Genomic DNA, 20,254 nt, shown 5'->3' with positions numbered 1-20,254 from the left:
GCCCGCAACCTTTGAGAAACTGGATGTCATGCCCACCTCCACCGTCCATCTTCTGCGCCACGGCGAGGTTCACAACCCCGCCCGGGTGCTCTATGGCCGACTGCCGGACTTCCACCTGTCCGCGCTCGGCCGGGAGATGGCCGAGTGCCTCGCCGAGCACTTCGCGCGGCAGGCGCACGACGGCGCGCGGTTCGTCCTGCTCGCGGCGTCGCCCCTGACCCGTGCCCAGGAGACGGCGGCGCCCACCGCGGCCGCGCTCGGACTCGAGGTGGAGACGGAGCCGCGCATCATCGAGGCCGAGAACCACTTCGAGGGCCTGCGGGTCACCAAGGGCGAGCTCCTGCGGCCGCGGCACTGGCGCTACCTCGTCAACCCGCTCCGGCCCTCCTGGGGCGAACCCTACGAGGAGCAGGCAGCCCGCGTGCTCGAGGCCGTCGCGGACGCGGCGCGCGTCGCCGTCGAACGCGGGGGCGACGGCGCCGAGGCGATCCTCGTCGCGCACCAGCTGCCCATCTGGGCCGCCCGGCTGAAGGCCGAGGGCCGCCGGCTCGCCCATGATCCCCGCCGCCGCGAGTGCACCCTGACCTCGGTCACGTCCCTCGACATCGACGCGGACACCGGCGCCGTCATCCGCGTCCGCTACTCCGAACCCGCCGCCCGGCTCCTCCCCGGAGCCGCCTCGACTCCAGGTGCATGATGCGCGGAAGAACTAAGAGCATGACCCAGCAGACCCCCGTCCCCGGCAAGTCGAACGGCCTCTCGCGCCGGCGGATCCTCTCCGCCGCAGGAGCGGCGACCGCGCTCGGGCTCGCGGCTGTGCTCTCGGGCTGCGCCGCGGACGACCCGCTGGCCTCTCAGGCCCGCGCGGGAGACAACAAGAACTACGTGGCGGGCGACGGCTCGGTGACCGAGTACGCGAAGGAGACGCGCAAGCCGCCCGTCGCGTTCACCGGGACCCTGTACGACGGCACCAAGGTGAACTCCGCCGACTTCGCGGGGAAGGTCACGGTCCTGAACTTCTGGTTCGCAGCCTGCGCGCCGTGCCGCGTCGAGGCCCCCGAACTCAGGGACCTCCACACCGAGTTCGCCGCTCAGGGCGTCGCCTTCTACGGGGTGAACCTCCGCGACGAGCAGGGCACCGCGCAGGCCTTCGAGCAGAACTTCGGCATCACCTACCCGAGCTTCAACGACAAGGACGGCCAGGTCCTCCTCGCGCTCTCCGGCATGGTCCCCCCGGGCGCCGTCCCCACCACCCTCGTGCTCGACAAGCAGGGACGCGTGGCCTCGCGCGTGCTGGGGCAGCTCGAGAAGGGCACGCTCAAGGCCCTCATCACGTCCGCGGTGGGCGAGTAGCGTGGGCGGCGTCTTCAGCGACACCGTCCTCAACGGCTCCCTCCTGCTCGCGCTTCCGGTGGCACTCATTGCGGGGCTCGTCTCGTTCCTCTCCCCGTGCGTCCTCCCGCTCGTGCCCGGGTACCTCGGCTATGTGACCGGCCTGACCGGCGTCGACCTCGCGAAGCAGCGCCGCGGGCGCATGGTCGCGGGCATCGGCCTGTTCGTGCTCGGCTTCACGGCGGTCTTCGTCGCCACGGGCGCCGTCTTCGGCCAGCTCGGATCGTGGCTCGCGATCTCCTCGGGCTGGCTCACGCGGGTGCTGGGCATCGTCGTCGTGATCATGGGCATCGTCTTCATGGGCGGCCTCGGGATCTTCCAGCGCGAGGCCCGCGTCCACGCCCGGCCCCCGGCGGGGCTCTGGGGCGCGCCGCTGCTCGGCATCACGTTCGGCCTGGGCTGGGTGCCGTGCATCGGGCCGACCCTCGCAGCCGTGCAGCTGCTCGCGTTCTCCGACGGGGCGAGCGCCTACAAGGGCGCGCTGCTGACGTTCGTCTACTGCCTCGGACTGGGTGTGCCCTTCCTGCTCATCGCTCTCGGCATCCGCCGAGGCCTCGGAGCTATGGCCTTCTTCAAGAAGCACCGCCGCGCGCTGCAGGCGACCGGCGGCGGGCTGCTGATCCTGGTCGGAGTCCTCATGGTCTCCGGCGTGTGGAGCCACTGGATCAGCCAGCTGCAGATCTGGATCGGAACCGTGGAGCTGCCCGTTTGATGACCGAGACAAAGACCAAGACCCCCAAGGGCGCGAAGAGCCGCGGGAAGCAGTCGCGGCGCGACGACGTGGCGCTGCCGGCCCTCGGTGTCATCGGCATGCTCCGGTGGGCGTGGACGCAGCTGACGAGCATGAAGACCGCGCTCTTCCTGCTGCTCCTCCTCGCGGTCGCCGCCGTTCCGGGCTCCCTGTTCCCCCAGCGGCCGGCCAACCCCGCCGTCGTCACGCAGTATCTCAAGGACCACGCGGACTACGGGCCGATCCTCGACGCCCTGCAGATGTTCGACGTCTACTCGTCGGTCTGGTTCTCCGCCGTCTACCTGCTGCTGTTCATCTCCCTCATCGGGTGCGTTGTCCCGCGGGCGATCGCCCACTGGAAGGCTTGGCGGTCCAAGCCCCCGCGCACTCCTGCGCGGCTGTCCCGCCTCCCTGTGTACGGCACGCTGGTTGTCCCCGCCGACCGCGGCCTCGCCGCCGCCGACGCCGCCGGGCAGGCCGCGGCGCTGCTGAAGAAGCGCGGCTACCGCGTGGACCTCCGCACGCCCGACGGCGCCCTGCCAAACCGTGCGCTCTACTCCGTGGGGGCCGAGAAGGGGTACCTCAAGGAACTCGGAAACCTCTGCTTCCACTCGGGCCTGGTCGGGGTGCTGGTCTCGGTGGCGCTCGGCGGCCTGTTCGGCTACAGCGGCCAGCGCACCCTCGTCGAGGGGGAGACGTTCGTCAACACCCTCGTCGGCTACGACACCTTCAACCCCGGCACGAACTTCCAGTCGGGCTGGCTCCAGCCGTACTCCTTCCAGCTGGACAAGTTCGAGGTCCGCTACGACCGCGAGTCGGTCAAGCAGTTCGGCCAGCCGCTCGACTTCACGGCGAGGGTCACCACGAAGGACTCGCCTGACGCCCCCTCGGAGGACCGCGTCCTCAAGGTCAACGATCCCGTCTCGATCGGCGGGACCAACGTGTACCTCGTCGGGAACGGCTACGCTCCGGTCGTGACGGTCCGCGGCGGCGACGGGCAGATCGCCTTCCAGGGACCCGTGCCCTCGATCCCCACCGACGCGGTCTACACCTCGACCATCGTGGTCAAGGCGCCGGACGCGAAGCCGACCCAGCTCGGATTCGTCGGCTTCTTCCTGCCCACGTCCCAGATGGGCGAGAACGGCGTCGCGTTCAGCGCAGACCCGGATCCGCTCAACGTCCAGCTCAACCTCAACTCCTACGTGGGGGACCTCGGCCTGGACAAGGGCAAGCCGCAGAACGTCTACGCCCTCGACGTCGCCAAGCTCTCCCAGGTCAACGGCCGCGACAAGCCGGCGGGCGGCATCGTGCTCGGCGCCGGCCAGACGTACACGCTTCCGGACGGTCAGGGCTCCATCAGCTTCGACGGGCTCAAGCGCTACGTGGCGCTCGATATCCACCACAACCCGGGGCAGGAATGGGCGCTCGGCTTCGCGCTGTTCTCCCTCGCCGGGCTCATCGCCTCCCTGTTCCTCTCACGCCGCCGCCTCTGGGTGCGTGCGGGCCAGCACGAGGATGGGCGCACCATGGTGGAGTACGGTCTCCTCACCCGCGGGGAGGACCGTGGCGGCCTCGCGGCGGAGGGTGCCGCCGTGAAGGCCGCGCTCGCCGAAGCGTGGGGCGTCTCCGCCGAGGCGCCGCCAGACAGGAACGCCGGGGCCTCCACCCCCGGATCGACCAGCCCGGATTCGACCGGCCCGGATTCGACCGGCTCCCAATCGACCAGACCCGACTCGACCAGCACTGCGAAGGACGTCTGATGCTCTCCACGATCAACCAGTCATTGGGTGCGTACAGCGAGCTGTTCATGCTGCTCGCGGCAGGAACGTACACGGTGGCGTTCCTCGCCTTCGCGTGGGACATGGCCACGAGCGGGCGCGTCGCCCAGCGCGACGCCGCCCTGCTCGCGGACGCCAAGGATTCTGCGGCCTCCGCCCAGGCTGGCAAGCAGCGCTCGCTTGCGGCCGTCGGTGCCGCAGGGGCCGCCGGAGCGGTCGACGCCGCCGGTGACAGTGCGGCGTCGTCCGTGCCGGCCGCGGGTGGCGCGCAGGGCGCCCGGACCGGAGCGACCGCCGAGGTCGCCGAGTCCGACCTGAAGTACCGCGACCGGCGGAAGGCCGCCCGTGTGGGAGTCGCGCTGAGCGCCCTCGGCCTCGCGATCCACGCGGCCGGAGTCCTGACCCGTGGCGTTGCTGCAGGGCGCGTGCCGTGGGGCAACATGTACGAGTTCTGCACGACCGGCGCGTTCATCGTCGTCGCGGTCTTCCTCGCCGTGCTCATCCGCCGCGACCTGCGGTTCCTCGGCACGTTCGTGCTCGGCCTCGCGGTGGTCATGATGGTCGCCGCCTCGGTAGCCTTCTTCGTCCCGGTGGGGCACCTCGTCCCGGCACTGCAGAGCTACTGGCTCGTCATCCACGTCTCGATCGCGGTCCTCTCGTCCGCGCTCTTCACGCTGACCTTCTCGATGGGTGTCCTGCAGCTGATCCAGGGCCGGCGTGAGGCGAAGATCGCCGCTGGGGAGCCCGATCGCGGAGGGTTCATGCGCCTCGTCCCGAGCGCCCTCACGCTCGAGACCCTTGCCTACCGCATCAACACGATCGCCTTCGTGGGCTGGACCCTGACGGTCATGTTCGGCGCCATCTGGGCCGAGAAGGCCTGGGGCCGCTTCTGGGGCTGGGACACCAAGGAGGTGTGGAGCTTCGTGATCTGGGTGGTCTACGCCGCCTACCTGCACGCCCGCGCGACCCGAGGCTGGACCGGCGCCCGCGCCGCATGGCTCTCGATCGTGGGGTACCTGTGCGTGATCTTCAATTTCACGATCGTGAACGTGTACTTCTCGGGCCTGCACTCCTACGGCGGCGTCACGCCCTGATCGTCGTCAGTCGTCGTCAGGCCCTATCGGGGCTGCCAACGTGCGCGGGGAGCCTCAGAGGCCGCGCAGGAAGTCGGGGTCGTCGTCCGGAGCAACCGGGCGGCGGCCCTGTCCCTTGTCCGCGCGGGGCGGAGTCGTGCCGCGGGGCCGGCCCAGCACGAACCACAGGACGATGCCGACCACCGGAAGGACCGAGATGAGGAACCACGTGGTCTTCGACAGGCCGCCGCGGACCTGGCGGCGGTCGCTGAGCGCGCAGTCCACCATGCCGTAGAGCCAGAAGACCAGGATCAGGAGGTAGGGGAGAACGCGGAGCATATGGCCATTTTAGTAAGCTCGTCCAGTGGCATCCCTCAAGTACTTCCTGATCCGCACCGTCCTGTTCGTCGTCCCGTTCGCTGTGTGCATGGCCTTGGGGGTCGGTCCCATCTTCTCGGCGGTGTTCGCCGTCCTGATTGCGTTCGGGATCAACTACCTGTTCCTCTACAAACAGCGCGACGCGGCAGCCGCCGAGGTGCGTGACGTGTTCGGCGGCCGGAAGCAGGCACGCACGAAGCGCGAAGTGGAGGACGCCGAGGCGGAGGACGCCGTCGATGAGGCCCTGCGCGCCCAGGAATCGGGTCCCCAGACGCGCGGCCACGACGGCCAGACTTCGGACACCTCGGAGCGCAGGCAGCCGCGCGCGGACGACGGCAACGACGAGCAGGGGCCCCGCTAGAAGGGCGGCGGCGGATCCGCCTCGGGGCGGGTGAGGTAGCGCCGACCCGTGGGCGACGTCCACTCGATCGTTCCCGGAGGCTCACCCCGAGCCCCGCGCGTTGCCGCGACGCCGGCGCTCACGCGCCCATCGGCTGCCGTCGTCGCGGAGTCTCGTCGCGGCTCACCGCCCCGGCCGACCTGTTTCGCTGTCCAGTAGCCGAGCGTCTTGAGCCGGTGATGTTCCGGACAGAGCAGGGCGAGATTGTCTGTGCTCGTCGGACCGCCCGTGGACCAGTCGCGCGTGTGGTCCGCCTCGGCGGCAGCCCCGGGCTTGTCGCAGCCGGGGAAGCGGCACGTGCAGTCTCGTGCGCCCAGGAAGCGACGCATTGCTGCTGTCGGCGTGTACCGTCGACGCCCGACGGCGAGCGGCGCGCCGCTGGCCGGATCGACCCACATGCACGTCCAGGTCGAGGCGTGGGCGGCGAGGAGCCGGGCGGCTTCGGCATCGATGTCTCCGTAGCCGAGGACTTCTGCGACGTCGTCGCGAGCCTGTTCTCCGCGCCCCTTCGCCTCCCGGGCTCCACTGTCGGTGCTTCCGGCCGTCGGGAGGGTACCCGCAAGCACGCGCGCCGGGATGGTCACGATCACCTCGGTGCGCGTGCCGGTGGCGGGGCCGCTCTCCGGCACTCCGTCGGTGAGGAGGTCGGCGAAGACGTCGGCCCGGCGCTGAGCCACGGTTCGGCCGTCACGCGGCGAGGCGAGCGAGCGGGCAATGGCCTCGAGGCGTGTGTCGATGGCAGCGGCCGCTTCAAGGGGCAGGTAGGCGGTGAGCCAGCACATGCCGTCTCCGGCCGGTTCGATGTCCACCGTGCGGCGCTCCAGCGCTGCGGCCTTCCGGGCAGCGAGGGGCTCAGCGGTGTGCTTCTCGGCGAGCCGGCGCAGACGCCTGCCCAATGCTCCGGGGCTCGGCAGGCTGTCCGTGTCCACAGTCCCGTCAGGGCGGGAGGGGCCGGCAAGGACCGCCGCCTCGGCGGCGAAAGCGGCGAGCCTCTGCGCCGGAACCGGCACGGCGGCGTCAAGGATCGTACGGACACGACGGTGCGGGATGCGCCCGGCGGACATGGCTTCCAAGACCGGTGCCCAGGCGCCGCGGGTCAATTCGAGGGCCTCGTGGACCATGGCCTTGGCTGAGCGGGCGGAGACCCGGAGCGCCGCGGAGACCTCGCCGCTGGCGAGTGTGGGTGCGTCGAGCCGACGGAAGGGGTCCTCTGAGGTCCCGCCGAGGCATTGGACGAGGGCGGCCAAGGTCGCGGCGAGCTCGGCCGAGCGCGCCGACTCCTCCCGGTCCAGCCGCTCGATGCGGGCGACCAGGAGATCGGCAGCCTCGTCCTGCAGTCCCACGACAACTGCCTCAGGAGGCGGGAGCGGGAAGCCGTCCGTGCCGCCGCTGCTATCGCAGTCGTCACCGAAGTCGTCACCGCCGTCGCCACCCTCCTCTGCGACGAGGTCGAGGAATGACTCGTCGAGGCTCGGCGCCCTGACGCGTCGGCTCCGGGGATCGTCGAGCAGTTGCCATTCCCGGAGCATCCAAGGCTCCGGTTCCGGCGGTGTGGAAGCGTTGGCGCTGGCCCACGCGGCCTCCGACTCGCGGATGTCGGCGAGCTCGAGCTCAAGCCACCACGGCCGGGCCGATGAAGCCCTCCCCGACACCTCGAACCTGCGTTCCCCATCCATGATCCAAGGCTAGAACAGGGCTACGACAGTTTTCACTGGAACAGGCTAGAAGACCGTCCCCAGGACGATGGCGAGGGAGAACAGCGCGGCGTAGCCGAGGTTGATGAAGCCGGTCTGCTGGAGGACCGGGATGAGGCGCGGCCCCTTCTTCCCGCCGAGCATCAGCCACGCGGGAGTGAGGCAGGCCGGGACGAGCAGAAGGACCATGAGCATCCACGGGTTCCACGGCACGAGCAGGAGGGAGGACAGCACCGCCACGCCGAGCATCCCGACGTACGCCCGCCGCGACCGGTAGTCGCCCAGGCGCACCGCGAGGGTCCGCTTGCCGGAGACGCGGTCCGTCGGGATGTCCCGGACGTTGTTGGCCATGAGGAGGGCGTCCGCGATGAGCCCCGTGCCGACCGCACCGATCCACGCCGACGGGCTGAGGGTCAGCGCCTGCGTGTACGTGGTGCCGAGCGTCGCGACGAGGCCGAAGAACACGAACACGAACACGTCCCCGAGGCCGAGGTAGCCGTACGGGTTCTTCCCGCCGGTGTACCCCCAGGCCGCCGCGACGCAGCCGAGGCCCACGAGCAGGAGCCACCACGTCTGGGACAGGACCACGAGGAACAGCCCGAAGACCATCGCCGCGCCGAACGCGATGAACGCTGCGCGCTTGACCTGTGCCGGCTCGGCGGCCTTTGACCCGGTGAGCCGGAAGGGGCCCACACGGTTGTCGTCGGTGCCGCGGATCCCGTCGGAGTAGTCGTTGGCGTAGTTGACGCCGACCTGGAGCAGGAGCGCCACGAGGGCGGCGAGGACGGCGTTGACCGGCTTGAACTCGCCCAGGCCGAAGGCGGCCGCACTGCCGATCACGACGGGCGCTACCGCCATCGGCAGCGTGCGCGGCCGGGACCCGGCGATCCATTGGGCGAGTGTTGCCACGGGTTGAATCCTCTGCAGTTGGTCGGTGATGGGTGCGGGGACGGAGGCGCGCCTCATGCCCGGTGCTCCGCCCGGAGGAGCTCGGCGATGGCCTGCCGGTCCGGCTTGCCGTTGGGCAGGAGCGGGATCTCGGCGAGCACGAGCCATGTCTTCGGCGCGAGCCGGCCCAGGCGCACGACGGCGGCGCCCTGTACCGCCTCGAGGGCCGCCTCGGGCGCACCCTCCGCGCCCGGCTGGAGCACGACTGCCGCGGCGAGCGCCTGGCCCCACTCGGCGTCGTCCACCCCTGCGACGAAGGCCTCGCGCACGGCGTCGAGCGCCTCGAGCTCGGCCGCCACGCGCGCGGCGGAGGCCTTGACACCGCCGGTGATCACGACGTCGTCCGCGCGGCCGAGGATGTGGAGGCGGCCATGGCCGTCCACTTCGCCCAGATCCGAGCTCACGTACCAGCGAGTGCCGCCGTCGTCGGTGCGGAAGTGCTCCGCCGTGCGCTCCGGGTCGCCCACGTACCCCGCCGCGACGACCGCTCCTCCGAGCCACACGCGTCCGTCGACGAGCTGGACCTCGACGCCCTCGAGCGGCTCGCCGTCGTACACGCAGCCCCCGCAGGTCTCCGCCGAGCCGTACGTCGTCACGACCCTCACGCCGGCCTCGCGCGCCGTGTCCAGGAGCCCCGGCGGGATGGCCGCGCCGCCGAGCAGTACCGCGTTGAAGCGGCGCAGGGCGGCGAGGACACGCGGCGTGCCGTCCTCGAGCAGGCGGCGGAGCTGCGTCGGGACGAGCGAGGTGTAGCGGATCGGGTCGGTGAGGCCCGCGGCGGCGTTCGCGAAGGCGTCGGGGCTGAATCCGCCGGTGAGGTCCATGGCCCACGGCCGGGTCCCGGCGAACAGCGACCGCACGAGCACCTGGACCCCTGCCACGTACTCGAGGGGAAGCGCGAGGAGCCACTGCCCCTCGCCCCTGAGCCGGATCGCCGTGGCCATCGAGGAGGCCGCGAGCGCGTCGACGGTCAGGGCCGTTGCCTTCGGTGCCCCCGTCGAGCCAGAGGTGCGCACGACGACGGCCGTCCCCTCGGGGAGGTCGGCGGCGGCCTCCGTGGGGCGCCAGAGCCGCCACGCGGCGTCGTGCGCTGCCGGGTCGTGACGGCCCGAGGGGCCGAACTCCACAGCAGGCCCTTCGCCGGCGAGCGCGGCGGCGAGCGCCTTGAGCACAGGGTCCAGGTTCACGGTGCGCCTCAGAAGTAGTACGGGAAGGGGGACCAGTCGGGGTCGCGCTTCTGCAGGAACGCGTCCCGGCCCTCGACGGCCTCGTCCGTCATGTAGGCCATGCGCGTGGCCTCTCCGGCGAACACCTGCTGCCCGGCGAGGCCGTCGTCGGCGAGGTTGAACGCGAACTTGAGCATGCGGATCGCCTGCGGGGACTGGCGTGCGATGTCCGCCGCGTACCCGAGGGCGACCTCCTCGAGCCGCGCGTGGTCCACGGCCTCGTTCACGGCGCCCATCGCGACCATGTCCTCGGCCGAGTACTCGCGGGCGAGGAAGAAGATCTCCCGCGCGCGCTTCTGCCCGATCTGGCGGGCCAGCAGCGCCGAGCCGTACCCGGCGTCGAACGAGCCGACCGTCGCGTCGGTCTGCTTGAACTTCCCGTGCTCGCGGCTCGCGATCGTGAGGTCGGCGACGACGTGCAGCGAATGCCCGCCGCCGGCCGCCCATCCGTTCACGACCGCGATGACCACCTTGGGCATGGTCCGCATGAGGCGCTGCACCTCGAGGATGTGCAGGCGGCCGGCGCGCGCCGGGTCGATGGTCTCGGCGGTGTCGCCGGAGGCGTACTTGTAGCCCTCGCGGCCGCGGATCCGCTGGTCCCCGCCCGAGCAGAATGCGTGGCCGCCGTCCTTGGGGGAGGGGCCGTTGCCGGTCAGGAGCACGGTTGCGACGTCGGGCGTCATGCGCGCGTGGTCCATCGCACGGTACAGCTCGTCCACGGTGCCCGGGCGGAAGGCGTTGCGCACCTCGGGCCGGTTGAAGGCGATCCGCACGGTGGGGAGGTCGCGCACGACGGCGCCGCTCGCGTCCCGCTCGACCTGGCGGTGGTACGTGAGGTCCTCGAACTCGAAGCCCTCGACAACCCGCCAGTGCGTCGGGTCGAAGGTGTCGGAGACTTTCTCGGGCAGGGCGGGAACGGCGGAGGTGGTCACATGAGGAGAGTCTAGTCCGGGCCGCTACGCTGGCCTCAGTCGGCCGCACGGGCGGCCACGGACCCCAGGGGGCTGGGATGGCTGCACAGGCAGGGAAACTCGTGGTGGTCGGTGCCGGGGCGGTGGGCAGCTCGACCGCCTACGCCGCGTTGATCCGCGGCTCGGCGCGCGATGTCGTGCTCTACGACATCGACCAGGCCAAGGTGGATGCCGAGGTGCTCGACCTCGCCCACGGCACCCAGTTCACCGGCGCCTCGAGCATCACCGGCGGGACCGACATCTCGCTCACGGCGGGGGCCGACGTCGTCGTGATCACCGCCGGCGCCAAGCAGAAGCCGGGCCAGACCCGCCTCGAGCTCGCCGGCACCAACGCCCGCATCCTCGAGGCCCTGATGCCGCAGCTCCTCGAGCACTCACCCGAGGCGGTGTTCGTCCTCGTGACCAACCCGTGCGACGTGCTGACGGTCGTCGCGCAGCGGATCGCCGGGCTTCCGGCTGGACGGGTCTTCGCGTCGGGGACCGTGCTGGACACATCGAGGCTCCGCTGGCTCCTCGGCGAGCGGGTCGGGGTCTCGCGGTCCTCGGTGCACGCGTACATCGTCGGCGAGCACGGCGACACGGAGTTCCCGCTCTGGGCCTGCGCGACCATCGGCGGCGTCCCGTTGCGCGACTGGGCAGCCGACGGCGGCGGGAAGGCCTTCAGCCCCGAGGCCTTGGAGGAGCTCGCGCAGCAGGTGCGCACAGCCGCCTACCGCGTGATCGAGGGCAAGGGGGCCACGAACTACGCCATCGGGCTCTCGGCGGCGCGCATCGTGGAGGCGGTCCTCGGACGGGAGGACGCCGTCCTGCCGGTCTCCACGGTCCTGTCCGGGCAGCACGGGATCGACGGGGTGGCGCTGAGCCTCCCGTCGGTAGTCGGTGCCGGGGGAGTGCGGCGCGTCCTCGAGGTCCCGATGGACGACGGCGAGCTGGCGCGGCTCGCGCGCTCGGCCGAGGCGCTGCGGGCCTCGGCGAGGTCGCTGGGCTACTGACTGCGGGGCTCGGGGCGGGCCGCGGCCACTGAGGGCCGCCGCCGGCCGGCCCGGCTCACGAGATGCAGAACTCGTTGCCCTCCGGGTCCGCCATCGTGTACCACCAGTTCGGGCCCTCGCTGCCCTTCCAGAGGAAGGTGGCGCCGCGGGCCTCGAGCGTGGCACGCACCTCGTCCTTGTCGTCGCCGTCGAGACGGACGTCCCAGTGGACGCGGTTCTTGACTGTCTTGCCCTCGGGCACGGTCTGGAAGAGGAACCGCTGCCGGCCCTGCTGGCCGACCTGATCCGGCGGGCAGATCGCCTGGGCCGATGCCCAGACGAGGACGCCGTTGTGGGTGGTCGTCTCGGCTTCGGTGGCGTAGCCCTGCTCGACCATGCGGCGGATGAAGTCCTCATCGCTCGGCTCGACCGCCCAGCCGAGCGTCTCGGCCCACCAGTCTGCCTGCGCGTGGGGATCACGGCTGTCCACGACTACCTGGAACCTGTATGCCATGCCCCAACGCTAGGGGCGGCGCCGCCGTGGCGGAAGGCGGTAGCGGACAGGTGGCGTCCGCAGCCGAGGCGGGCGCCCCGCCGCCGGCCGGCCTACGCCGACCCGAGACTCGGACGGGACGAAGTCCTCTACGCAGTCGTCCCGGTGCCCGACACACTGGGAGCCCGAGCAGGCAGGAGAACGGTCATGTCCGCATCCGCGAAGGAAAGCCACCGCGTGGACCGCGCACGCCCAGGGCAGGACCGCAGGAGCAGCAGGACCCTCCCCTGGGCGGCGGCCCTCGCTGCAGCAGCCCTGACACTCGCTGCCTGCTCCCCGCAGGCCGGAGGACCGGCGCCTTCCGGCAGTCCGACGCCGAGCAGCGCTGGGTCCGCCACGGCAGCGCCATCCGGGATGCCCACCAAGGTGTTCACCGATGAGGAGCTCATGGCCGTGGTCAACGGCGTCGCCCAGAAGCGAGGCGTCCCCTACGGCGCCCAGGACACCCAGCGGCTCCGTATCGCGTTCACGGCCAACTCAGGCTCTGCTCAGACAGCGGTTGCGGCGCCGAGCGAGTGCCAGGTCTTTCTGGAGAAGAGCCCCGAGGAGACGGCTGGGGACAAGAGCGTGAGCTTCGCGATGGGCGCCCTCCCCCTCGAGGGCGGGTCGGGCGGTCCGACCTCGACCGTGATGTTCACGGTCCGCAGCGCGGCCGGTGACGCGCTCAGGGGGTCCCAGTTCGCCTACGATGACGGGCTGGCGTCCCGCTGTGGCACCTTCGACGTCGCGTACACCGAACGCTCGAACACGTGGGCCTCCACGGTCCAGCTGCTGCCGCCGCCCCAGATCGGGGAGAAGGCCGTCGCCACCCTGCAGACTGCGAAACCGCGGAACCCCGGGGACCAAGGAGGGACGGGTCTCAGAGTGCTGGCCGGGACACTCTCCGTGAGCCTCTCGCTGTCGGTCGCGTCGGATGCCGATGCCCAGCCTGCACTGGGGTCCATGGCCGCCATCGCCCGGGAGCTCATCGACCAGGCCGCCAACAACGCGCCGACGGTGACTCCGCCGGCACCGAACTCCCGCACGCCCGAGCAGCTCGCCGCCCTGATCCAGGGTGTGACGGGTCCGGGCGGGAGCACGCCGATGCTCCAGGCCCAGCTCATCAGGTCCTCGGGCACGACGCCCGCCGCAGCCACCTGCACCTACGACGACGCCGCGTACTTCGGTGCGCTCGCCGGCTCCTCGATGGCGCAGGCGCAGTTCTCCGGAGCGGCCGCGAAGTCCTACACCAGCATCACGGTGATCAGCATGGCCGACTCCGTCGCGCAGCCGTACCCCTTCGATGCGCGCGCCGCGAGCCTGCGGGACTGCCAGTCGATCACTGAGAATGCCCTCGGAGGCGTGCAAGGCCGGCCGTGGTCCTCACTGCGGCAACTGTCCGGAGCTCCGGGCGGAGATGCGGCCTACTCGGTCGTCCACGAGCTCTCGGACGGAACCGGGGAGAAGCACCTCAGCGTCGGAGCCCGCCGGGGAACCCTGACAGTGGAGGCGACTGACCTCGTGCGGTCGGACGCTGAGGTCCAGCCCGCCGCCGACGCCCTGACGGCGCTCATCAACCAGGTCTTCGCGAAGGCCGGACTCTGAACGCCCTCGACCGCCCTTGACACCCCGCCTACCGCCCGGGACTCTTGAAGGCATGCTCCGCTGACCGCTTCCCGTCCCCCAGTCCGCCCGGGCACCTGTCTGCGCCCGCGAGCCGCCGAAGCGAGGCCAGCCATGCATGCACCCCTCAACCGTTTCCAGTCCAGCCGGCACGAGTCACGTGAGCACGCCGGCCCGGCGTCCAGCCGCTCCATCCACATCACCGCCTCCGGCGTGAGCCACGGCTACGGCGACCGCCTCCTCCTCGACCACGTGGACCTTGTCATTGCCGACGGCGAGCGGATCGCCGTCGTGGGCGAGAACGGCGCCGGCAAGTCGACGCTCCTGCGCCTCCTCGCGGGGCACGAGGAGCCCGAATCGGGGACCGTCACCGTCCACGGCCGGACCTCGCGGCTCGCCCAGACGCACGACGCCGCCACGCCCCTCGGCGATCTCCTCGCCGCCGCCGCGGAGCGGGTCGCGGAGCTCGAGGCCGCCGAGCGCGGCGAGCAGGACGACCCGGAGGCCGACACGGACGAGGCGGGCAGCGCCGTCGTGCGCGCGGAGGTCGCGGCGGCGATCGCCCTGGAACGCCTCGGCGTAGGCCATCTGGCCCGCGAGGCGCGTGACCGCCCCCTCGGCAGCCTGTCCGGCGGGGAGGCCGAACGGGTGGCCCTCGCTCTCGCGCTTGCGGATCCGGCACCCATCCTGCTCCTCGACGAGCCCACCAACCACCTTGACGCCGAGGCCCTCGCCTGGCTCGAGGCCGAAGTGGCCGCGCGCGCGGGGATTGTGGTCGCTGTGTCGCACGACCGCGACTTCCTCGAGCGGTTCGCCCGCGTGATCCTCGAGGTCGACGCCGACCGCCGCGCCGTGCGGCGCTACGGCGCCGGGTACGCCGGCTACCGCGCCGAGAAGGCCCGCGAACGGCGCGAGTGGGAGCGCCGGTACGCGGCGTGGATCGCGGCCAAGGAGCGCGAGCGTGGGAAGGCCGCAGCCGTGACCGATCGCGTCGCCTACGGGCGTCGCACCGACAACGACAAGTCCGGGTTCAACTACTTCGGACAGCGTGTCTCGGCCGCGGTCGAGAGCCAGATCCGGTCCGCCCGCGAACGGCTTCGCCGGCTCGAAGCCGCCCCCGTGCCGCCTCCGCCCCGCCCGCTGCACCTCGCCGCGGCCTTCGAGGTCGAGACTGGCGCTGCGGTCACGCTGGGCGCCGTCTCGGTGCCGGGGCGGCTCTCGCCCGTGGACTGCCGCCTCGGCCCAGGGGAGCGGCTGCTGGTGACCGGGCCCAACGGCGCGGGGAAGTCGACCCTGCTGGGCGTGCTGGCCGGGGCCGTCCGGCACGAGGGCACGGTGGAGGTGTCGGCGTCGAGCGAGCGGCCGGCCGCGGTGGGCATCCTGCCGCAGGAGGTCCCGCCGCCGCGGGACCCCCACGTGCGGCTGCTCGCCGCGTACGCCGCTGGCCTGCCCGGCGACCTCGACGACCACGCCGAGGCCCTCATGCACACGGGGCTGTTCCGGGTCGAGGACTTCTTCGTGCCCGTGGGCTCGCTCTCCGCGGGCCAGTACCGCAGGCTTGCCCTCGCCCGGCTCCTGGCGGGCAGGGCGGAGCTCCTGCTCCTCGACGAGCCCACGAACCACCTCGCGCCCCTGCTCGTGAGCGAGCTCGAGGAGGCACTGACGCGGTACCGGGGCACGCTCGTGGTGGCGAGCCACGACCGGGCGCTCGCCCGCTGGTTCTCGGCGCTGGACGAGCAGGTCGGCGGTGGGCAGGCTGGCGGTGGGCGGAGCCGGAGGCTCGCCCTTGACCCGTTGGGCGCACGGGGCAGACTGCACGCACACCACTAGCGCGGCTCAGCCCCTGAAGTGAGGGGCCCTGGATGGGTGGGGTCAGCGGCCCTGGGTCAGGTTCACCAGGAACTCGACCTGCCCGGTGTCCTCGACCTTGACGAAGCCGAGGTTCGGCGGGTCAATGCCGTAGTCCCGCACGGCGATGGGGATGGACCCAGACGCCGAGACCCGATCGCCGTCCCGCACCACCTTCAGCGTGACGGTGACGTCGCGCTTCTTCCCGGCGAGCTCCAGCGTCCCCGGTGCCGTGACCTCGACAGGCGAGGCGCCGATCTCCGGCAGCGTGACGGGGCCGGTGAGGGTGAAGGTCGCGTTCGGGTACTTCCCGGCGGCCATGACGGTGAAGCGGAAGTAGTTGTCGCGGCCGCTGTTGTCGGTGGCGATGCTCGCCGCGTCCGCCGCGATGGTGGCCGCCGTCAGCTTCCCGTCCGCCACCATCGCCGAGCCGGTGACCTTGTCCGTCCGGCCGACGACGGTCACGTCTGCCCCATTGAGGACCTCGCGGATGCGGTACCCGGCCTGTGAACCTGCCCCCACGGTCCAGGCGCCGTTGTCCGCGGTGGCCGGGCGCGACGTCGTGCCCGGGGAGGCGGACGACGGCGGGGCTGCCGCCGTGACGCTGAGCGGATCCCGGGCCTCCGGCTGGGCCGCGGCGTAGAGGCGGGGTCCCGCGGCGGCGGCGACGATGCCGAAGACGATGACGAAGAGGCCGACGACGATCCAGAGTCTGCGCTTGCTCACAGGGTCCTAGGGGGTCAGGGAACTGATGTCCACGGTGTACATGACCACCACGGACAGCAGGTTCTTCAAGGCGTGCAGGAAGTAGCTGAACATCAGGTTGTTGGCCGTCCACGCGTACGCGAACACGAGGACAAGGCCTAGACCAAGGTACGGTGCGAGCGACTGGAACGTGATGTCCTCCCTCCCGGCGATGTGGAGGGCCGCGAAGAGCACCGCCGAGAGCGCGTAGCAGATCCACCGGTTCAGGTAGAGGCTCAGCTTGCCGATCATCAGGTGCCGGAAGATGTACTCCTCGACGAACGGGCCGATGAGCACGAGCAGAGGAGCGGTGAGGTACCAGGGGACCTGCCGGGTCATGTCCTCGAGGCCCGTCTGGTTCACGGACTCCCGGATCCCGCCGGCGAGCATCACGACGATGACCGTCACGATGAGCATCGCGACAAGCAGCAGGGGCAGGACGCCGAGCGTGAACCACGGCCGCGTGCCGAGGATCCTCAGGTCCCGCACCACGTACTGCCGCGCGGCAACGAGGGCTGCGACGAGCACCACCGCGTACACGCCGAGGTTGAGCAGGTACGAGCCGACCAGCGGATTGCTGCGCAGGGCCGTGACCTGCTCGAGGGGGAGGATCGCCGCTGCGACCGGGAGCCCGATGTAGAGCACGACGGCGAGCGCGTCCGTCGCGGTGTAGCGGCCGAAGCGCCGCGGCTTGGCTGGCTGGGTGGAGGTTGGGTGCAGCATCGTTCGGTGAACGAACGAAAGCCCGACGCCGTTCCGGCATGCCTTGACCCGCAGCGCCGGGGGTGAGAATCTTTATAGAACGAACGGTCGGTAACTATTTGCGCGCCCCTGCGCGCTCCGGTCCGACCCGCGCGAGACCTAGGCATAAGGAAGTGCACATGGCTGAGGCCTTTCTGATCGGTGGCGCCCGCACCCCGGTGGGGCGCTACGGCGGTTCCCTCTCCTCCGTCCGTCCCGACGACCTCGCCGCGCTGACGGTGCGTGCCGCCGTCGAGCGCGCGGGGATCGACCCGGGCGCTGTAGACGAGGTCATCCTCGGCAACGCCAACGGTGCGGGCGAGGAGAACCGGAACGTGGCGCGGATGGCCTGGCTCCTGGCCGGGTACCCGGACGCCGTCCCCGGCATCACGGTCAACCGGCTGTGTGCCTCAGGCCTGTCCGCGGTCATCATGGCTTCGCACATGGTCAAGGCCGGTGCCGCTGACCTCGTGGTGGCCGGCGGGGTCGAGTCGATGAGCCGTGCGCCCTGGGTCATGGAGAAGCCGGACAAGGCCTTCGCCAAGCCCGGCGCGGTGTTCGACACCTCGATCGGCTGGCGCTTCACCAACCCGAACTTCCTCTCGGGAGAGCTCTCCCGGGACGGCAAGGCCACCTTCTCCATGCCGGAGACGGCCGAGGAGGTCGCCCGCGTCTTCGATACCTCCCGTGAGGACTGCGACGCTTTCGCCGTCCGCTCCCACGAGCGTTCGATCGCCGCGATCGAGGCCGGGCGCTTCGCTGACGAGATCGTCCCCGTCACGGTCACGGGCCGCAAGGGCGCCCAGACCGTGGTGGACACCGACGAGGGCCCGCGCCCGGGAACCACGATGGAGGTGCTCGCAAAGCTGCGGCCCGTGGTCAAGGGCGGTTCGGTCGTCACGGCGGGCAACGCCTCGACGCTGAACGACGGCGCCTCCGCGATCGTGGTGGCCTCCGAGGCCGCGGTCGAGAAGTACGGCCTGACTCCCCGTGCCCGGATCCTGGACGGGGCCTCGGCCGGCATCGCCCCCGAGATCATGGGCATGGGCCCGGTCCCGGCGACCCGGAAGGTCCTCGAGCGCCAGGGCCTCTCCGTCGCCGACCTCGGCGCCGTGGAGCTGAACGAGGCCTTCGCATCCCAGTCCCTGGCCGTGATGCGCGAGCTCAAGCTCGAGGCCGACATCGTCAACAATGACGGTGGCGCGATTGCTCTCGGCCACCCGCTGGGCTCCTCGGGCTCACGCCTCGTCGTGACGCTGCTGGGCCGGATGGACCGCGAGCTGACCGGGGCGCGCCGCAAGCTCGGCCTCGCCACGATGTGCGTGGGCGTCGGCCAGGGCACCGCGCTGCTCATCGAGGGGGTCTAGGTGACGGACACCCTGGATGGGAGCGTGACCGAGGCGCACGACGACGGCCCTCGCCTGGACGTCTCCGGGTTCGCCACGCTGCTGGTCGAGGAGCGCAGCGACCGGCTGCACGCGCGGCTGCACCGGCCCGAGGTCAGGAACGCGATCGACCAGGCCATGGTGGACGAGCTCCACCGGGTCTGCGCGCATCTGGAGGCGCACCCGAAGGTCCTGATCCTCTCCGGCACCCCCGCCGGGGAGGCGCCGGGGGCGAAGGGGATCTTCGCCTCCGGGGCGGACATCGCCCAGCTGCGCCAGCGGCGCCGCGACGACGCCCTGGCCGGGATCAACTCGACCGTGTTCGACCGCATCGCGAAGCTCCCCATGCCCGTGATCGCGGCGCTGGAGGGGTACGCCCTGGGCGGCGGGGCCGAGCTGGCCTACGCGGCGGACTTCCGCATCGGCACCGAGTCCCTGCGCGTCGGGAACCCCGAGACCGGGCTGGGCATCATGGCCGCGGCCGGGGCCACATGGCGGCTGCGCGAGCTCGTCGGCGAGCCCCTCGCCAAAGAGATCCTCCTGGCCGGGAAGGTCCTGAAGGGTTCCGAGTGCCTCGCCGCGGGCCTCGTCACCGAGCTGGTCGAGCCCGCGGACCTCATCCCCGCGGCGCACCGCCTGGCGGACCGCATCGCCTCCCAGGACCCGCTGGCGGTGCGGATCTCCAAGGCCGTGTTCCACACCCCGCGGGAGGTGCACCCCCTCATCGACACCCTGGCCCAGGGCATGCTCTTCGAGTCCCAGGCCAAGTTCGACCGCATGCAGGCATTCCTCGAGAAGAAGAAGGACGGGAAGAAGTAGACATGGGAGCACTCCACCTGGCCCAGGGCATTCCGGCGAACGTCGGGGTCCTGGGCGGCGGGCGCATGGGCGCCGGCATCGCACACGCGTTCCTCATGAGCGGGGCGAAGGTCGTCGTCGTCGAGCGCGACGAGCAGGCCGCCCAGGGCGCCCGGGAACGGGTCGAGTCCTCAGTCGCGAAGTCCATCGAGCGGGGAGCCGTCGACGGGAACCTGGACGAGATCCTCGAATCCTTCTCCACGAGCCTTGACTACGCCGACTTCGCCGGCAGCGACCTCGTCGTCGAGGCGGTGCCCGAGGACCCGGGCCTGAAGACCACCGCCCTGACCGCGGTGGAGGCCCAGCTGGGCCCGGGGGCGTTCCTGGCCACGAACACCTCCTCGCTGTCAGTGTCCAAGCTGGCCGAGTCCCTGGCCCGGCCCGAGCGGTTCCTGGGCCTGCACTTCTTCAACCCCGTCCCGGCCTCGACCCTGATCGAGGTCGTCATCGCGGAGAAGACCTCCGAGGAGGCCGAGGCCGCGGCCCGCGGCTGGGTGGCCGGGCTGGGCAAGACGGCCGTCGTGGTCAGGGACGCCCCCGGCTTTGCGTCCTCCCGTCTGGGCGTGGCGATCGCGCTCGAGGCCATGCGCATGGTCGAGGAGGGCGTCGCGACCCCGGAGGACATCGACAACGCCATGGTCCTGGGCTACAAGCACCCCACTGGGCCGCTCAAGACCACCGACATCGTGGGCCTGGACGTCCGCCTCGGCATCGCCGAGTACCTCCACACCACCCTCGGGGACCGCTTCGCGCCCCCGCAGATCCTGCGGGACAAGGTCGCCCGCGGCGAACTCGGCCGCAAGAGCGGCAAGGGCTTCTACGACTGGGACTGACACCCCACACCCCCCGCAGGGACAGGACCCCGCAAACACAGGGACAGGACCCCACAACCGCAGGGACAGGACCCCGCAACCCATCCGGGTTGAGGGGTCCTGTCCGTGCATGTCCCTGTGTTGAGGAGT

At 71.4% G+C, this 20,254-nt stretch carries 20 protein-coding genes; 12 read left to right on the top strand and 8 right to left on the bottom strand.

The genetic code is table 11. The annotated features are described in order from the left end of the window. The first annotated feature begins 28 nt into the window (after nt 1-28). The 5 genes from ACQ5BE_RS15440 to ccsB are packed head-to-tail and all read left to right on the top strand — an operon-like array spanning nt 29 to nt 4,994. Complete coding sequence (locus tag ACQ5BE_RS15440) at nt 29-697, top strand: histidine phosphatase family protein (protein ID WP_430297895.1); 669 nt, start codon at nt 29-31, stop codon at nt 695-697. 20 nt (nt 698-717) lie between these two features. Further along, on the top strand, nt 718-1,353 hold the full coding sequence (locus ACQ5BE_RS15435) for a TlpA family protein disulfide reductase (RefSeq protein ID WP_430297894.1): 636 nt from the start codon (nt 718-720) through the stop codon (nt 1,351-1,353). Between the two features lies 1 nt (nt 1,354). Further along, nucleotides 1,355-2,104, top strand: coding sequence for a cytochrome c biogenesis CcdA family protein (locus ACQ5BE_RS15430; protein ID WP_430297893.1), 750 nt, complete (start codon nt 1,355-1,357; stop codon nt 2,102-2,104). Beyond that, nucleotides 2,104-3,882, top strand: coding sequence for a cytochrome c biogenesis protein ResB (resB, locus tag ACQ5BE_RS15425; protein ID WP_430297892.1), 1,779 nt, complete (start codon nt 2,104-2,106; stop codon nt 3,880-3,882). Before ACQ5BE_RS15430 ends, resB begins: the two co-directional genes overlap by 1 nt. After that, complete coding sequence (gene ccsB / locus ACQ5BE_RS15420) at nt 3,882-4,994, top strand: c-type cytochrome biogenesis protein CcsB (RefSeq protein ID WP_430297891.1); 1,113 nt, start codon at nt 3,882-3,884, stop codon at nt 4,992-4,994. The genes resB and ccsB overlap by 1 nt, the downstream gene beginning before the upstream one ends. A gap of 54 nt (nt 4,995-5,048) precedes the next feature. On the opposite strand, the gene ACQ5BE_RS15415 is transcribed toward ccsB, so the two are convergent. Beyond that, the gene (locus ACQ5BE_RS15415) at nt 5,049-5,312 is read right to left on the bottom strand and encodes a PLDc N-terminal domain-containing protein (protein WP_430297890.1); all 264 of its coding nucleotides are present in this window, start codon (nt 5,310-5,312) and stop codon (nt 5,049-5,051) included. A gap of 25 nt (nt 5,313-5,337) precedes the next feature. Here ACQ5BE_RS15415 and ACQ5BE_RS15410 point away from each other — a divergent pair, with 25 nt between their 5' ends. Further along, nucleotides 5,338-5,712: a DUF4229 domain-containing protein gene (locus ACQ5BE_RS15410; protein WP_430297889.1), complete on the top strand. Its 375-nt coding sequence runs from the start codon at nt 5,338-5,340 to the stop codon at nt 5,710-5,712. Here ACQ5BE_RS15410 and ACQ5BE_RS15405 read toward each other — a convergent pair. Genes ACQ5BE_RS15405 through ACQ5BE_RS15390 form a run of 4 tightly spaced genes read right to left on the bottom strand, consistent with a single transcriptional unit; the run spans nt 5,709 to nt 10,551 of the window. Then, nucleotides 5,709-7,427, bottom strand: a complete 1,719-nt coding sequence (locus ACQ5BE_RS15405) for a DUF222 domain-containing protein (protein ID WP_430297888.1) — start codon at nt 7,425-7,427, stop codon at nt 5,709-5,711. The two genes, ACQ5BE_RS15410 and ACQ5BE_RS15405, sit on opposite strands and share 4 nt — an antisense overlap. A 45-nt stretch (nt 7,428-7,472) precedes the next feature. After that, nucleotides 7,473-8,354, bottom strand: coding sequence for a 1,4-dihydroxy-2-naphthoate polyprenyltransferase (locus ACQ5BE_RS15400; protein WP_413248562.1), 882 nt, complete (start codon nt 8,352-8,354; stop codon nt 7,473-7,475). A 53-nt stretch (nt 8,355-8,407) separates the two neighbouring features. Further along, nucleotides 8,408-9,580 carry an AMP-binding protein gene (locus ACQ5BE_RS15395; RefSeq protein WP_430297886.1) on the bottom strand — a complete coding sequence of 391 codons (1,173 nt, stop codon included), beginning with the start codon at nt 9,578-9,580 and terminating at the stop codon, nt 8,408-8,410. An 8-nt stretch (nt 9,581-9,588) separates the two neighbouring features. Continuing rightward, nucleotides 9,589-10,551: a 1,4-dihydroxy-2-naphthoyl-CoA synthase gene (locus tag ACQ5BE_RS15390; RefSeq protein ID WP_430297885.1), complete on the bottom strand. Its 963-nt coding sequence runs from the start codon at nt 10,549-10,551 to the stop codon at nt 9,589-9,591. Between the two features lie 77 nt (nt 10,552-10,628). Between ACQ5BE_RS15390 and ACQ5BE_RS15385 the strand changes: the two genes are divergently transcribed. Beyond that, nucleotides 10,629-11,582: an L-lactate dehydrogenase gene (locus ACQ5BE_RS15385; RefSeq protein ID WP_430297884.1), complete on the top strand. Its 954-nt coding sequence runs from the start codon at nt 10,629-10,631 to the stop codon at nt 11,580-11,582. A 55-nt stretch (nt 11,583-11,637) separates the two neighbouring features. Here ACQ5BE_RS15385 and ACQ5BE_RS15380 read toward each other — a convergent pair whose 3' ends face one another. After that, the gene (locus tag ACQ5BE_RS15380; protein WP_430297883.1) at nt 11,638-12,075 is read right to left on the bottom strand and encodes a VOC family protein; all 438 of its coding nucleotides are present in this window, start codon (nt 12,073-12,075) and stop codon (nt 11,638-11,640) included. Between the two features lie 186 nt (nt 12,076-12,261). Here ACQ5BE_RS15380 and ACQ5BE_RS15375 point away from each other — a divergent pair, with 186 nt between their 5' ends. Next, nucleotides 12,262-13,698, top strand: coding sequence for a hypothetical protein (locus ACQ5BE_RS15375; protein ID WP_430297882.1), 1,437 nt, complete (start codon nt 12,262-12,264; stop codon nt 13,696-13,698). Nucleotides 13,699-13,830: 132 nt separating this feature from the next. Then, entirely contained in the window at nt 13,831-15,546 is a 1,716-nt protein-coding gene (locus tag ACQ5BE_RS15370) for an ATP-binding cassette domain-containing protein (protein WP_430297881.1), read from the top strand. A gap of 42 nt (nt 15,547-15,588) precedes the next feature. Here ACQ5BE_RS15370 and ACQ5BE_RS15365 read toward each other — a convergent pair whose 3' ends face one another. Next, the gene (locus ACQ5BE_RS15365; protein ID WP_430297880.1) at nt 15,589-16,290 is read right to left on the bottom strand and encodes a YceI family protein; all 702 of its coding nucleotides are present in this window, start codon (nt 16,288-16,290) and stop codon (nt 15,589-15,591) included. Nucleotides 16,291-16,296: 6 nt separating this feature from the next. Beyond that, nucleotides 16,297-17,031: a CPBP family intramembrane glutamic endopeptidase gene (locus ACQ5BE_RS15360; protein WP_430297879.1), complete on the bottom strand. Its 735-nt coding sequence runs from the start codon at nt 17,029-17,031 to the stop codon at nt 16,297-16,299. A gap of 158 nt (nt 17,032-17,189) precedes the next feature. Between ACQ5BE_RS15360 and ACQ5BE_RS15355 the strand changes: the two genes are divergently transcribed. Genes ACQ5BE_RS15355 through ACQ5BE_RS15345 form a run of 3 tightly spaced genes read left to right on the top strand, consistent with a single transcriptional unit; the run spans nt 17,190 to nt 20,125 of the window. Further along, entirely contained in the window at nt 17,190-18,416 is a 1,227-nt protein-coding gene (locus ACQ5BE_RS15355) for an acetyl-CoA C-acyltransferase (RefSeq protein ID WP_430297878.1), read from the top strand. A 54-nt stretch (nt 18,417-18,470) separates the two neighbouring features. Further along, nucleotides 18,471-19,253 carry an enoyl-CoA hydratase/isomerase family protein gene (locus tag ACQ5BE_RS15350; protein WP_430297972.1) on the top strand — a complete coding sequence of 261 codons (783 nt, stop codon included), beginning with the start codon at nt 18,471-18,473 and terminating at the stop codon, nt 19,251-19,253. 2 nt (nt 19,254-19,255) lie between these two features. Beyond that, entirely contained in the window at nt 19,256-20,125 is an 870-nt protein-coding gene (locus tag ACQ5BE_RS15345) for a 3-hydroxyacyl-CoA dehydrogenase family protein (RefSeq protein WP_430297877.1), read from the top strand. The last annotated feature ends 129 nt before the right edge of the window (nt 20,126-20,254 follow it).

The organism is Sinomonas sp. B1-1 (genome assembly GCF_050474465.1).
Classification (GTDB): domain Bacteria; phylum Actinomycetota; class Actinomycetes; order Actinomycetales; family Micrococcaceae; genus Sinomonas; species Sinomonas flava.
Note: the sequence above shows the minus strand (reverse complement) of the source record. Positions and strands in the feature narration are given on the sequence as shown.

What these genes read in the sequence shown, in the direction of transcription:
- ACQ5BE_RS15370 (WP_430297881.1), top strand. Translation starts at nt 13,831, where the DNA reads ATGCATGCACCCCTCAACCGTTTCCAGTCCAGCCGGCACGAGTCACGT.
- ACQ5BE_RS15440 (WP_430297895.1), top strand. Translation starts at nt 29, where the DNA reads ATGCCCACCTCCACCGTCCATCTTCTGCGCCACGGCGAGGTTCACAAC.
- ACQ5BE_RS15415 (WP_430297890.1), bottom strand. Translation starts at nt 5,312, where the DNA reads ATGCTCCGCGTTCTCCCCTACCTCCTGATCCTGGTCTTCTGGCTCTAC.
- ACQ5BE_RS15380 (WP_430297883.1), bottom strand. Translation starts at nt 12,075, where the DNA reads ATGGCATACAGGTTCCAGGTAGTCGTGGACAGCCGTGATCCCCACGCG.
- ACQ5BE_RS15345 (WP_430297877.1), top strand. Translation starts at nt 19,256, where the DNA reads ATGGGAGCACTCCACCTGGCCCAGGGCATTCCGGCGAACGTCGGGGTC.
- ACQ5BE_RS15405 (WP_430297888.1), bottom strand. Translation starts at nt 7,427, where the DNA reads ATGGATGGGGAACGCAGGTTCGAGGTGTCGGGGAGGGCTTCATCGGCC.
- ccsB (WP_430297891.1), top strand. Translation starts at nt 3,882, where the DNA reads ATGCTCTCCACGATCAACCAGTCATTGGGTGCGTACAGCGAGCTGTTC.
- resB (WP_430297892.1), top strand. Translation starts at nt 2,104, where the DNA reads ATGACCGAGACAAAGACCAAGACCCCCAAGGGCGCGAAGAGCCGCGGG.
- ACQ5BE_RS15375 (WP_430297882.1), top strand. Translation starts at nt 12,262, where the DNA reads ATGTCCGCATCCGCGAAGGAAAGCCACCGCGTGGACCGCGCACGCCCA.
- ACQ5BE_RS15355 (WP_430297878.1), top strand. Translation starts at nt 17,190, where the DNA reads ATGGCTGAGGCCTTTCTGATCGGTGGCGCCCGCACCCCGGTGGGGCGC.
- ACQ5BE_RS15360 (WP_430297879.1), bottom strand. Translation starts at nt 17,031, where the DNA reads ATGCTGCACCCAACCTCCACCCAGCCAGCCAAGCCGCGGCGCTTCGGC.
- ACQ5BE_RS15435 (WP_430297894.1), top strand. Translation starts at nt 718, where the DNA reads ATGACCCAGCAGACCCCCGTCCCCGGCAAGTCGAACGGCCTCTCGCGC.
- ACQ5BE_RS15385 (WP_430297884.1), top strand. Translation starts at nt 10,629, where the DNA reads ATGGCTGCACAGGCAGGGAAACTCGTGGTGGTCGGTGCCGGGGCGGTG.